Source organism: Myroides sp. DW712 (assembly GCF_046557355.1).
Taxonomy (GTDB): Bacteria; Bacteroidota; Bacteroidia; order Flavobacteriales; family Flavobacteriaceae; genus Flavobacterium.
In genome coordinates this window covers 1-14,460 of sequence record NZ_JBKFDO010000013.1, presented here as the reverse complement: position 1 = coordinate 14,460, position 14,460 = coordinate 1, and the positions used below count along the sequence as shown (strand labels likewise).

Below are 14,460 nucleotides of genomic sequence, written 5' to 3'. Positions count from 1 at the left end.
TATTTATTAACATATTTTTGCTCATATTAATTAGTTAATACCACATCATCACAATGGTAGTTGAGGTATGAACAAACGACTAAGTCAAGGGATGCAAAACTTAAAAACATATCGCTTCTATATCACACAACTTCAACCAACCTACTTTTTTTTGCTGAGTCTGTTTGGAGGTTTGTTACTGATGATTGTTGTCCCTGTCATCTTTTTACTGAAGTATCAAGGTCAATCTATTTACATCTTATACTTAATAGGCTTTGTACTAATGTCAATGACAGGCAATATAATTTACAGTGTTTGGAAATGGCGGAAAGTTCGTGCAAAATATGCAGAACCTGAAAAGATAATTCTAAGAACAAATCGTTTCAATTCCCAATACTTCGGTATTATCCGATTTGAGGACATCAATAGCTACAGCATAAGGCAAAGCTTACCATGGATAAATTGGAATATGGCTTCTCCAACTCTAAAAATAAAATTACAGAACGAAAAAGTCATTCGGTTTCACCCCAAGCCTGACCAAAACAACACAGAACTGGAAGAGTACTTAATATTCTTATCTGATTTCACTAGGTATTGGGAGGTTTATAAACAGAATTTGAATAAAGAAACTAGTTTTTCTTCAAAAAAGACAATCTCCTCTCCTTCTCTTTCACCGCAGGAAAACGAATATGAGACAGCGATTCAGGCAATTGCTAAAGCTCGGAAGAAAAAACTACGAAAGAATATTGTGATCCCTTTCAGCTTTATTATTGGTTTTGTCTTGTTTGCTCGATTTTTTGGCGGTAAAATAATCGAATATTACAAGACAAAACCTATGAGAGATATGATGACATATTCTCAGCAACGTATAGACCAGTATCCCGTATTGTTAAGAAATGCAATTGCGGAGGAGGGCGCAATATATATGTACACCAACGATAGCTTAGCCAAGCTTCACTTAGTTCCCTATATCAAGAGTACAAAAATTGAGGAGCTAGATCAGTTGAACGCACTGAATACAGATACGCAGATCCTGAACTTTTTGACTCATCCGAAAGAGAGAAACTTCTATCTGTCTCTAGAAAATGAAAATGGAGTTTGGAAACAACTTAAAAGCTCTGGAATAGGAAAGCCAAAAGAACCTAAATCTATCAAGTTTCTATTGGACAATAGCGAGGAAAAAGAGACTGCCTCAAACTTAGGTTTACAATTTGTTGGACATTTTATTTTCGAATCCGAAGCAGAACTTAAAAAGCAGCTGTATCGACATGCACCCATGTTTAACAATCGCAGCCATTCTAAACAGCTACAAGCTTCTCAACCGAAATGGTATCTTATAGCTATGGAAAGTGAAGGAATGGATCTAGAAAGTTTTCAAATAGCCTCAAAAACTATTGTCGAATTTTTAAATAATGATCAAGATATTACTTTTTCATTTCATCTGTATAAGCATAACGGAAATGGGGATCCAGTTGAAACTCCCCCAGAGGAAATCACAGATTCTTCAATAAAAGAATTGCAAGAGACAATAGAAATAAGAAAGCGTATTAAAGGGACATCACATAAAAATCAATAAGTATTCGAATGAGAAAACAAACACTATATATAGGTTCCCATTGGTTAACTACTTTAATTATCGTATTAGGTATGCTTAAGTTGGCAAAAGTGCAAACTAGCTTTATATTAGATGATTTTTTGGAAGAATATTATATCAAGTTGACTGTAGAGCCTGAAACAGATGACTCCGAAATACAAACCGTAAGATTCCATGTGTTTGACAAACAGAGTGACAAAAAACTTACAACCTCTTCTGCAGATTGGAGCAGTCGATACTTCACACAAAACTTCCCACAAGCAGAAGGCATATCTGTACCCTATCAAGAGCAGTCTTGGTTTTTGTATGAAGATATTAAATTTGATAGAATTAAAGACGTTGTGCTTCCTCAAACTTATATCGTGCTTTTTGAGAGCATCCCCTCACAGGGATTTGTAATATTTAAAAAAATTGAATAAGCTGAATTAAGAAAACTATGGTAGGAATATTATACTTGATCTATTACTTTGCCATTACGCTCTGGTATGTTTACCTCTTAATAGGAGGGCTGTTACTATTCTTAGCTAAAAGGTGGTTTATAGTTACTACTTCTTTAGGCGGTAAGATAGGAAGTGGCTTCCTGATCTTTATAGGTGGATTAATCCTGATACTAGGAATATATGGTGCTTACGTTTATTTAGACAATCAGGTGTTTTATAAATGGCGGGCGGAACTCAATGATCGTAAGCTAGAGCGTACACAAAACACGGTGTTGGATACAGATTTAGACTTTCCTAGGCTTTCTTTACCCAAAGGGACACGCATAAGATGGCGCAATAGATTTGATGTTAAGAAAAAAGAACACGCTACTTTAGACGATATTTGGTGGGTAACACTTTCAGAATCTACAGATTTTTTTGGGTTTGTTTTTGATAAAGATTGGAGTGTGTATCTAAGGGAAGAAACTATAAGAGGTCATCTGCTGGATGTCCAATATATAGCAGAGTTGCCCGTGTGTGGAGAAATTGTTCTCAGCAAAGAGGGAAAGCCAATTCAGGCACATATTGCCGAGAACACAAAACTTAATGGACAATCTATAGCTAAAAACAGTATAGTTTATTTTGAGGTGGATGAAGAATCTCAAAAGAAATACATTCGGATAGTTCATCCTGAAGGTAGAGACTGTGAGTTTACATTTGAGTTGAAAATAGATAAAAAATGATTAGAAACAAACAAACACTTAGCAAAAAAGAAAGAAAAGACTTAATCATGCGTTATCGTTCTGCGCAAGCAAATAAGTGGGTAGGTCTGATACTTACTGGTTGTTTAACTTACTTAAGCTACCTCCTTATTCGTTTGGTTTATGATGAAATACGGTCAAATCGTTACAGCATAAAAGATGCGGAGATCATTGATTTAGGATTAGTAGTATTAATTTTTGGCACGCTTGCTATCTTCACGGTATGGATTACGATATTTGCTTTTCGATGGATGTTCTTGGCATATCGCAAGAAAGCAATATTGTTTGAAAAAGATAAAATACACTCTAAAAAAGAAGTGATCCGAGGGCAGCTGGTCGGAGTAGGTGGACGCAGGCAAGGATTCAGTTTCAAGTTTGATAATGGTGAGGAAGTTTCCGTTGATTTTAGTTATCTCATTTCTGGAGGATATAGGATAATCAATTCAGCTATATTGACAAATGCTGAAGTAGAAATCACTAGACTCCCTCACTCTCTGCTGTGTTATGGAGTGCGTTATATCCAGCTCTCGGAACAAAAGCAGGAATTAATGCAGGGAACACAAAAACAGGTAACAGTATCCGGAACAATTACTTTTGCCTTTGTTTTTGAGGTAGGATTGAAAGTTAAATACAAAGGAATCATCAAATTAGATAGACCACAAATGATAATACAGATTGGAAACTATCCAATAAAATTGGCTGTAACAGAACTTCCGATTCCTGGATCCTATACGAAGCAAATAGTACAGAAATACATGGAAATAGAACTATGAAAAATTAAAAACAGATGGAAAAAGCAAGTTTTAAATTTAGATTGATCAAAGTCAAATACATTTACAGACTACTTGGTACTATTATAGGTGGATTTGCACTGCTTATATCCCTACTCCTTATTGAAAGTTTTTTCTTGATTAAAAACTCTAATTATATTGAGTTAGCTACTTTTTTTATTATCCTTTTGATAGTAATGATTTGTGGGTATTGTGTTTTTAAGATTATTCAATCTACACGCCAAGGACGCGAAACCGTAAACCTTACTCCATCAGGAATACAATCCAAAGTATTTGGAGATATTCCCTATGCAAAAATTCACTCCTATTGGATAGACTTGAAGTTCACTTGGTTGAATTGGGATAATCCTGCTCCGGGACTAAGGATTCGTTTGAAAAATAATATTTTAATAACTTATGATCTACTATCCAAAAACAATGAAGAAGGAAAACAAGAAGCAGAGGTGTATTTTAGTTTCGTACTACACTTTATGGATCAGATGAAGGCTTTAGATACGCAAGGCGAATTGTCTGAATCCTATTTTAAAGCCTTAGCTAAAATGGAAAAAGCAAGAAAACGAAAAAACAATCCACCCGTTTATCTCTATGCTATACTCCTGCTAATTTTTGGTTCAATCTTACTCTTAACCACATTAATAAAATAGGTTATAGAATGAATAAAAAAGGACTTACTGTTTCGGAAGTATCTGAGAAAGAATTAAGAAAATCGAAGTATCTTAATAATGATGAATATAAGAATCTCTACATAGTATTTGTGAATGTCTTTAATCGATTTACCATTGAACAAATAAGTAAATCATTCTTTTGACTTAATTTTAGCTACAATGGCTAATAGTTTATATCATAAAGACTATTGTTGTAATGTTTTAATGCTGAACTTTCATAAAATATTGGATGCTTGTAAACTCATTCAGCAAAGAGATAAAACCACTTATCTATAAATAAATAGTCAGCCCTTAAAAACAACCCATCTTATTGTTAATCATTGTAATATGATTGTTTTTTAATAAAAAACATTGCAAGACCTAGTATCTTTCGAGTCTAAACCTTGCAAATTATTTACAATGTTAGCACACAATAAAATCCCAAATCAAGTGAGTTTTTTATCAACTTTTGAAGAGATCTTAGATCGAAAACACGGCTTATATAAGTTGGCTAATAAAATAGATTGGAACGTTTTTGAACAAGCTTTTTCGCCGTTATATATTAGTGGAAAAGGTCGTCCAGCAAAACCAATTAGATTAATGGTTGGACTTTTAATTTTAAAACATCTTCGCAATGTATCAGATGAAGTTGTAGTGGCTCAATGGAGTGAAAACAACTATTACCAATATTTTTGTGGTGAAAAATCTTTCGCTACAGGAAAACCATGTGAAGCTTCGGAGTTAGTTCATTTTCGAAATAGAATAGGAGAATCTGGAGTGGAATTAATCTTAAAAGAAAGTATTCGTGTAAATGAAGAAGATAAAGATGATGACAATGTAAATATAGATACCACCGTTCAAGAAAAAAACATCACCTACCCCACAGATGCTAAGCTTCATAGAAAAAATATAAAAAAATGTAAGTCAATAACAGAACGAGAAAAAATAGAAGTCAGACAGACTTATACCCGAAATTCAAAGAAGTTATCCATATCTCAGCGTTTTAGAAATCACCCTAAAAATAGTGCAAAAGCAAGGAAAGCTGACAGGAAAGTAAAAACAATAGCAGGACGACTTGTAAGAGAACTTCAGAGAAAACTAGCGCCTGATTCAGTACATCATAAAGAATTAGAAATGTATCAACAAGTGCTGTCCTAAACTAGGAGTTCAAAGAACAAAATTTACTCCTTACATGAACAAGCAGTATGCTGTATCTGAAAAGGCAAAGAACATAAGAAGTATGAATTTGGCAATAAGGCCTCATTTGTCAAAACAGATTCAAGAGTAATAGTAGGAGCACTGGGATTCCGTAATGAATATGACGGTCACACCTTAGAAGCTGTATTAGAGCAGGTAAAAAAACTAACAGGTAAAGCTCCTAAAATCGCAAAAGTTGATCGTGATTATAAAGGTAAAAAACAGGTAGGAGAAACAGAAATTCTGATTCCATCAACACCTAAAAAATCAGATAGTTATTACAAACGTAAGAAATTGAGTAATGCTCACAAAAAAAGAGAAGCAATAGAACCTGTAATAGGTCACCTTAAAACAGATTATAGATTAAATCGTAACTTCTATAAAGGGATTGTAGGAGATAATATCAATATTATGTTAGCAGCAGCTGCATTTAATTTTAAAAGAGTGATTAACAAATGTAAATCATCTTTTTGGTTCTTTTTTTACAGAAGCTTTTCATACAATAACCTACTTACTATTTTGGAATAAAATGTTTAAAATGACTTTTTAAGGATGTTTTTATTAAAAATTGCACAAAGTTAGGCGTTAGTAAAAAAGAAATACGGAGATAAATAGTTGCTTAATCTCCATAAAATCACATATATTTAGAATATGAAAAAAGAGCAAAAACTAACAGATATTTCAACTTTAGGAACTCAATTATTTTGGGATACAGATATTAATAATCTTGATTATCAGAAAGCATATGTTCCCATTATAGCACGTGTAATTGAACGTGGAGATCAAAGTGAAATAGATGAAATAGTTCGACTGTATAGCAAAGAAATAGTGCTTTTTACAATATGTAAGGAGATTAAGTTCTTACCTAATTACGCTATTAAAAGAGCTATTAGATTTTTTCCAGAACTTAGAAAAGAAGATATACTTTGTTATCAAAATAGAAAAACTGAATCTTATCATTGGATATAAACAATAAAAAAAGGTAGAATTACTATAGATGGTATTCTACCTTTTTTATTTAATATAATCTTAAATAATTGTCTTACTAATTTTGCGACCTTCGGGAGAAAAACGATTAGTCTTTGATACTGAAAATTTTTCAATTTGTAAGGACAAAGACACATCTTGATGATTTAAACGTCATTTCGTTGTGGATAATAACTCCTTGTATGTCTTCAAGTCTAGCGGATTTAATATAGAAGATACACACTTACAAAAAATAGATAGGCTTGAAAAACTAGTCATGTTAGTGATGATTGCTTTTGTATGGTGCTATAAGATTGGAAACTATATTGACGCTATTAAACCTATCACAATCAAGAATCATGGTAATAGGATTATTAGTGTTTTTAAACTTGGACTTGACTATCTATCAAGATTATTGCTTTCTAAAAATGAACACAACCCTTTAAATATCAATTGCTTTAGGTTTTTGTCGTGTACTTAAGAAAAATTTACATCAAACGATGTATATAAAGGAATTGATGAAAAAGAAAAAAGAAATAACAAAATTCGAGTTTTAAATAATAGCTTTGGGCAAAAACAATATTATGAACAACAGACATTTCAATAATGAATCAAAAAACGATTATACAAATTTCCACAAGTTACAAGATCTTTTTTTTACAAAAGTTCCAAATAACATTAATGATACATTAAATATTTCGTATTTAGATTTCAAGGTAGGTTTAAAACCTAATTATCTTAAAATAAGCATTTACAAAATAGATTATACCTTAATAGTTTATTTTTCAAATAATTTAAATACCTATGCTTTTAAGGAGCAAATATGTTGGTCTTCTGACCATAATATCCCTTTCAACGAATACAATTATAATGTTAAAGAGCTAAATAGCTTTTTCTATAATCATATTAATTCTATACTTAATATTTTGAAAGAACATTATACAAATATAGAGTTGAAACACTTAAAGAGTTTTAAAGAGTTGTTAATTAAGAAACCTACTTTATCAAATAAAGTTAGAATAGTTAAAGTAAAAAAAATAACAGAAGAATCTAGTGATTGCACAGTAAATGTAGGTAGGGACAATAGTTTTTATTACTCACATAGAGTGAAATATAGTCTATCATATAATTTCAAAACAAATGAACATGATAACAAATTATTACATAACATTCAAAGCTTTCTTAAAACATTGTCTTCATTTAAAAGCGAAAGAGATAGACATTACTCAAATTGTACCAAAGATATGATTTGGGATAAAAAGCATGAAGAAATTGATTTTTATCTTTCAAAAATAACAACATCTTTATTCAATAACTTAAGTGACAATATTGATTTTATAATAAATAACACATTCTCTAAATTAGATAAAAAAACAATTGAAGAAAACAATATAAGTAATAATTCTAATGAACTAAAAAAAGAAATTGCAATACTTTCTTATATAGGTAATGATTATTTAAGAGGCCTGAATTATTTTGAATTCTATAATATTCTTATTAAGACTATCTTCTTTTTAGTGAATAATTTAACATTAACTAAAAGTAATTACTATTTATGGCAAGATGTTATTGCATTATGTAAAGATCATTACCAATTATCAAAATATAATCTAGAAGTTATACGACCTAAATTATTAAAAGATGTTACAAATATTAATCACTCTATTACATCTTTATACAAACTTTATATCACTAATAAAGATACTATAGAATATTTTTTAAATAATAATATAAAACACTATGACCAATTACAAGATATTATAAGTGATTATGTAATATCGAATTTAAATGATAATGATTTGTTTAATCCTAGTAATATAATTCAATTATTCAACAAAGAAGATAGAGTTATCTCATGAAGACAGCTCTATCTTCTTTAAAAAAGGACTTCCCATTTCATAACACAAAAACTATAAACAATATTAATAACCCTATGGGTATTACTGAACTCCATAGACTAAACTACTTGGGAATATTACACTAGCTGTGTCTATCCAAATTTTCTTCCCTTTGAGCTTCCCCCCCTTTTTCATACGTAGATAGAAACATCCTATACTTTATTGAAATATCTCCAAATCTTTAATAAAATATTTCGATATATCTTCTACATCGACTCCTAAACAGAACAAATAAAGTGTATAATTTAGTATATCGGTAAGTCTTTGATCATCTATATCTTTAGTTATTTACTTAGTTAAGTGTTTAATTACGTATTTAGCTATATACTTTTCTATGTAATACTTTACATATTCAGTTGAACAGCTATACTTGTACCTAGCATAATAGATACTTAAATAACTACTTTTAGCTCTAATTATATACTACTGTGTGTAATGACCTCATTACTTACTTCTTTAGATACATCAGTACAAAGCAACAGCCCATCTACCTATTCAAATATGGTTGTGCGCAAAAAGAAACTCCATAAACTAGCTGAATCTAATTTGTGACTTTTATAGTAATACTTGACATTTTAGTGTTAAGTAGTGAGTGATTTACTAATATCAAATCACTATAGATTTTACTTTGTAAAATAGGTGGATTTAGTAATCGAAAGATAACAGCAAGTTATGTTTTGAGGCACTCGAAATTGAGATTCGAGCTTTCAAAACGACTTGCTCTTGCAGAGGGCTGGAAAACTACTCCGAAGTCGTTAGTTTTGTTGAAATAGTTGATAGACTCAAAATATTGAGTGGTTTACGGATTTCCGTAATAGAATTAGAGAAAGTTTTAATATGTTTGAAAAAGCTTATTTTTAAAATAATTTATATCAATAATAAATGAGATATGAAAGAAACTCCTTTTCAAATTTTAGTGCAAAACAGAGATATTTATGCTTATTTATATAATCATCCTAGTGAATGTCCATATTGTCACAAACATATAATACCTGAATTTAGAAGTGATTACAAGACCAAAGATAATTTAAAAATATTTTCTACACTCTTATGTCCTAATTCTGAATGTGACCAAACATTTGTAGCTGAATATATAATTTATGATAAAGCTAAATATTACTACAGTAGACTGAATCAATATAATGTTTCCTTAGAATCATTTTCCGAAGAGATAGAAAGTATTTCTAAACAATTTGTTAGTATATATAATCAAGCTTATTTTGCAGAACAAAATGGATTGTTTGAGATATGTGGTGTAGGATTTAGAAAAGCTTTAGAGTTTTTAATTAAAGATTATTTGATTTTTAATTTACCTGATAAAGGAGAAGATATTAAAAAAAGTACAATTGCAAATTGTATTAAGACTTACATTGAAGATGCAAGGCTTAAATCGACAGCTAGTAGAGCAATTTGGCTTGGAAATGATCATACACATTATGAGAAAAGGTGGGAAAATAAAGATTTGGAAGACTTAAAAACCTTAATAAAACTAACTGTTAATTGGATAGAATCTGAACTACTAACTAAAAAATTTAATGAATCAATGTAATGATTCATATCAATTGGTTTCGTTCAAAAAAGAAAAAACTGTTAAAATATAAAGACAAATACTTTGTTGTTGTTTTATGAAATAATTTATTTATTCATGTGAACTATTGTTTAATAAAATGTTACATAATAAATTAAGCATTGATATAAAATATAATCCTTGTACAAGTTTTAACAATATTAAATCGTAAAAATTATAATGGGAAGTGTATTTGATTATAATCAAGAATCAATTAGACAAATAGAATATTTGATACCTAGATTGAAATATTCATTGTATCCAACTAAAATTGTTAAGTGGCTGGAAAATTTCGAAAAAGATGATGTTAAATACGCATTAGATATTTTGAGTGTTATTGAGTATATACCATTTACAGAATTTATGTATCGTTTAGAATCATTAATGAAGGAACTATTTAAAAAAATCCCTAAACACGATATGGTAATAATCTTTCCTTATGGAAAAATGGGAAAGAGTGGAACTCTAGTGACTTATCCTCTAAAAAACACTAAAACATTTAAATCTAACGAAAACAGAATTTTATTAACACACGATCTTAAGTTTATCCAAAACCCTACTTCATTTAAACATATTATTTTTCTAGATGATTTTATTGGTAGTGGTAATACTTTTATTAAAGAATTTAATAAAAACGACATTCAAAACTTTATAATTACAAATAATATTAATAAGCTATATATTTTATCAGTAATTATAATGAATGAAGGTAAAAATAAAATTAACTCTACCTTTTCGAATATAGAAATAATTGCTGAGGAGAGATTTAAACTATTTGATAAATTATATTCTCCTTTTAATGCATTTACTAATACAACTTTAGAGACAGTAGAAAAAGTTGCTTTAAAATACGGTCAAATGATACCTGTTGTCCCACCGCCTACTTCATATTTACCTTTAGGTTATGGACAAAGTGAAAGTATTATATCTTTTTTTCATGGAACTCCAAATAATACTTTACCAATTATTTGGGGAAATAGTAACGGTTGGTTTCCTCTATTTGCAAGAAATGCAAATACAAGAATGTCCGAAGCAAAAAAAATGAAAAAAGAGATTACATATTATTTAGATATATGTACAAAATTAGATATTAATCTTTCTGTTGGTACTAAGCTTATTAGTAGGAGAAAAGATAATAGAAGTGAAGCAAAAAGATTATTGAGAGAACAGAATCATGCAACAATAACAGTTTTGTTTCTAAAGGATAGATTATATGAAAATATCTTTATATGTCAAATTCTAGGGCTTACTACAGAAGAGTTGCAATATATTTTTTATGAATTAAAAAATAAAGGATTAGTAAGTGCAGATTATAAAACTATTACACTTGAAGGACGTAAGATTTTAAATAAACTAAAGTTACTTTCTAAAATAGAAAAGATAAGAAATGAAACAGCTAATAATTTAGCAATCAAAAATAATTTATATTTGCCCCAAATGTTCGATGGAATGACTTAAGGTTAGTTTTGTTATCTGGCAACAGGTAATCTCGGTGCCGTGTATCGAGATAATTTAAGGGTTCTTAATTAAAATCCGTCGTTAAATACTAAATCTATTTTATTAAAATGATTATTTCACATTTAATAAATAGTATTAATTATGAGGGTGTTTTTATTAATTTTTAAATAATCATTTTATTAGAATACAATTAAACATTCAAGTAAGAGTAACCTATGAAGTCATTCCCAGTCGAACAATTTTTAAACTTAGCAAAACAAGAAGGACGCTCAGAAGCTTTTATCCAAGCTTGTTTAAAGTATGTTGAAAAATTAGAAAAGAGAGGTTATCCAATCATTTTTTCATTACCCCATTTAGCAATCATGATGGGAGTACAATCCAACTATATAAAAGCTTTAATCGGAGAGAATGAAGAATATAATTTTAAATTTGAAGCGAATGAAGGTTATAAAACAAAGAAATATAACCATTTTTTTATAAAGAAAAAAAAGAGGGGATATAGAGAAATAATGGCACCTCATAAAGATCTAAAGTATATACAGAAATGGCTTTTATCTAATATTATTTCTAAGTTCCCTCTTAGAGATTCTTGTAAAGGATTTAGAACAGGTATTTCAATCAAGGAAAATGCCTTGACTCATGTTAATGCTAGAGTTATATTAAAAGTTGATTTACTAAAATTCTATGATACAATTACAGAGAAAAGAGTTTATGGAGTATTTCAAAAAATGGGATACTCCAAGAATCTTTCTTACTCTTTAGCAAAACTTTGTACTACTCAACATCACGAAAGATATTGGGAAAATTTTAGTTATAATGAAAAAAGAATTCTTTCAAAACTATTTGACGAAAGACCTTCTATATTACCACAAGGAGCTCCAACTAGTCCCTATATAGCAAATATAGTTGCAACAAATATGGATAGTCGATTTGAGAAACTTTCTGTAAAGATGAATTTTTCATATTCTAGATATGCGGATGACCTAACGTTTTCAATACATGAGAAAGGGAAATTACCATCTTTAAGATTAATCGAAAAAATTATATCTGAAGAAAATTTTTACATTAATAAGGAAAAAATAACTTATATGTACAAAGGCAGTAAACAATATGTTACTGGTCTAACTGTAAGTAACGGAGTACATACTTCAAAAAAATATCGTAAAGAAATTGCTAGACATATCTATTTTTGTAGAAAATATGGTGTAAAACAACATTTATCTAGAAATAGAGATAAATTTCCTTCTTATAATTCAATAAAATTCCATGATTGGTTATATGGGCATATTTGCTTTATTCATTCAATTGATGATAAAGCAAGTGAAAAAATACTATGTGATTTTAATAAAATAAATTGGTTTTTATGAAATTAAACTATACCGTTTTTTTTGATTTGCTGTTTAAAATATATTTAAGATATTTGCTTTATTAGAAACGATTCCAATCATAGTTTAAAACTTTCCGAATAAGGTGCTCACAACAGTTTAAAAAAGTGAACATCCCTATTTATAAAGCATACGAAGTAAAAGAGACTAACCCTCTTTCTCCGCGAAGAAAACCGATAACGAGAGTTATCGGTTTTTTTATTTTGTAAAAGGAACGGAAAGCTCGCTTTCTGGGATCAGGTGCAAAAGTTGGGGACTATGTGAAAAAGTGGATCAGGTGCAAAAGTTGGGGACTATGTAAAAAGGCGTTTTTTTTCTATCTAACTTTTCCAGCCTGTATGTCACCCTGAAAAATAAAAAAATCTCTTCCATTTTTGTCATCCTGACGGAGGAAGGAGAAGGGTCGCATCTTATCTATCCTTTTTTATATCCACTAAGCAAAAAGCTTAGTCAACCTAAAGAGGAAGAATGCTTTATCTCTCACTCCTCTGTACATCATTCTAAAGTATTTAATTTTAGCATTAAAGGACTCCGCAGAAGCATTTGTACTTCTATCATTAAAATAGTTGAGTATATCTGCATAATGCAAACTAAATGTCTTAACTACAGTATTAAATTGTTTGAGATTTGTTTTTTCTACCTGATTAAACCAATAGGCTAGTTTTGTCATTGCCACTTCTTTAGGGATAAGTTGATTGTATATATTCCTTAATTTATTGGTTAATTTGTAAGCTTGCTCAATTTCGGGATACAGTTCAAATAATAGTTTAGCCCTATCTTTTTGGTTAATTGTCCAGTTATTAGGACTTTTATATAGTAAATGTCTAGATCTCGCTAATAGCTGTTTTTTTGTATCTCCATTAGACAAGATATCAGGTGAATAGGTTTTATTTGTAGCCTTAGCTAGGATAATAGCATTGTTTTCATTGTCCATTTCAATCCAACGATGTTTAATTCTAATATTCTGAAGTGCTTCACTGGCAAGTTTTTGCACGTGAAAACGATCAATAACTTGTATGGCGTTAGCAAAGCATTTTTTAGCTATTTGCTTCATAGAGCCAGCCATATCTAAGGTGATTTCCTTTACCTTATTCCTAAGAGATTTAGGGAGTTTAAGTAAGTGATGTATGATTACTTCAGATTTGGTTCCTTTTACAATAGCGATAATCGTGTTTTTCTTGCCTTTCCCAGCTTTAGAAGTAAGTATGGTATATAATTCTCCTTTAGACAAGCACACTTCATCTATGGATAGTTTTTCTGTTATATTTTGTGGGTAGAGTAACCAATCTTTAGCATGTTCGAGTTGAGTCCAGGTTTTAAATTCACTGGTTTTGGTTTTGTATTGACGTTGAAATTTCTTTCCATCAATACCAAATAATTCTCCAATTGCTTTACAGCTAAGTATTTTAGTATCGGCTAATTTTTTTTAAGAACTCCGAAAACTCTTTGGTCATTCGTGTTCCTTCTGCAATTACATTCCAATCGCGAGCGATTATTTCTCCTGTTTGTTTATCTGTCCAACGACGACGCTGAACATGTAATTTGACTGATTTTCCACGTAATGGAAAATCTTCGATGGTAGTCATGGGATAGAATCCCTTAGATACTAATTGTCTATCTGTAAGTTGATTACCATAATCGTTTTTTTCTTCGAAGTAGATATCTAATCGGCTATTTAATTCTTCAACTTTTGTAATATTGAAATGCTCTACCAAATACGCTGGTAGGATTAGTTTTAGTATTTCTTTGCTATCCATCATCATGCAAAGATATTATTTTACAACTTCCTCCCCAACTTTTG

The 14,460-nt window shown here is 30.1% G+C and carries 12 protein-coding genes and 1 pseudogene; 11 read left to right on the top strand and 2 right to left on the bottom strand.

The annotated features are described in order from the left end of the window. Positions 1-67 precede the first annotated feature (67 nt). From ACLJX0_RS11145 to ACLJX0_RS11095, 11 genes and pseudogenes are all read left to right on the top strand, one after another. Positions 68-1,555 carry a hypothetical protein gene (locus ACLJX0_RS11145; RefSeq protein WP_160339872.1) on the top strand — a complete coding sequence of 496 codons (1,488 nt, stop codon included), beginning with the start codon at positions 68-70 and terminating at the stop codon, positions 1,553-1,555. An 8-nt stretch (positions 1,556-1,563) separates the two neighbouring features. Then, on the top strand, positions 1,564-1,992 hold the full coding sequence (locus ACLJX0_RS11140; RefSeq protein ID WP_160339871.1) for a hypothetical protein: 429 nt from the start codon (positions 1,564-1,566) through the stop codon (positions 1,990-1,992). Positions 1,993-2,009: 17 nt separating this feature from the next. Beyond that, a complete protein-coding gene (locus tag ACLJX0_RS11135; protein WP_160339870.1) occupies positions 2,010-2,735 on the top strand; it encodes a hypothetical protein in 726 nt (241 codons plus the stop codon). Beyond that, positions 2,732-3,526, top strand: a complete 795-nt coding sequence (locus tag ACLJX0_RS11130) for a hypothetical protein (protein WP_133711962.1) — start codon at positions 2,732-2,734, stop codon at positions 3,524-3,526. The genes ACLJX0_RS11135 and ACLJX0_RS11130 overlap by 4 nt, the downstream gene beginning before the upstream one ends. 14 nt (positions 3,527-3,540) lie before the next feature. Next, complete coding sequence (locus ACLJX0_RS11125) at positions 3,541-4,188, top strand: hypothetical protein (protein ID WP_410880496.1); 648 nt, start codon at positions 3,541-3,543, stop codon at positions 4,186-4,188. Positions 4,189-4,608: 420 nt separating this feature from the next. After that, positions 4,609-5,835 (top strand): annotated as a pseudogene (locus ACLJX0_RS11120) (IS5 family transposase); the annotation flags it as partial. A gap of 201 nt (positions 5,836-6,036) precedes the next feature. After that, positions 6,037-6,354: a DUF6922 domain-containing protein gene (locus ACLJX0_RS11115; RefSeq protein ID WP_283828293.1), complete on the top strand. Its 318-nt coding sequence runs from the start codon at positions 6,037-6,039 to the stop codon at positions 6,352-6,354. Between the two features lie 581 nt (positions 6,355-6,935). Further along, complete coding sequence (locus ACLJX0_RS11110; protein ID WP_410880494.1) at positions 6,936-8,210, top strand: hypothetical protein; 1,275 nt, start codon at positions 6,936-6,938, stop codon at positions 8,208-8,210. 928 nt (positions 8,211-9,138) lie between these two features. Beyond that, entirely contained in the window at positions 9,139-9,798 is a 660-nt protein-coding gene (locus ACLJX0_RS11105; protein ID WP_410880492.1) for a hypothetical protein, read from the top strand. Positions 9,799-9,996: 198 nt separating this feature from the next. After that, entirely contained in the window at positions 9,997-11,274 is a 1,278-nt protein-coding gene (locus ACLJX0_RS11100; protein ID WP_410880490.1) for a hypothetical protein, read from the top strand. Positions 11,275-11,489: 215 nt separating this feature from the next. Continuing rightward, the gene (locus ACLJX0_RS11095) at positions 11,490-12,641 is read left to right on the top strand and encodes a reverse transcriptase family protein (protein ID WP_410880488.1); all 1,152 of its coding nucleotides are present in this window, start codon (positions 11,490-11,492) and stop codon (positions 12,639-12,641) included. A 451-nt stretch (positions 12,642-13,092) separates the two neighbouring features. Here ACLJX0_RS11095 and ACLJX0_RS11090 read toward each other — a convergent pair whose 3' ends face one another. Together ACLJX0_RS11090 and ACLJX0_RS11085 are read right to left on the bottom strand one after the other, a co-directional pair. After that, positions 13,093-14,046, bottom strand: coding sequence for an ISL3 family transposase (locus tag ACLJX0_RS11090; RefSeq protein ID WP_410880654.1), 954 nt, complete (start codon positions 14,044-14,046; stop codon positions 13,093-13,095). 19 nt (positions 14,047-14,065) lie between these two features. Beyond that, positions 14,066-14,422: a transposase gene (locus tag ACLJX0_RS11085; protein WP_410880486.1), complete on the bottom strand. Its 357-nt coding sequence runs from the start codon at positions 14,420-14,422 to the stop codon at positions 14,066-14,068. Positions 14,423-14,460 lie beyond the last annotated feature (38 nt).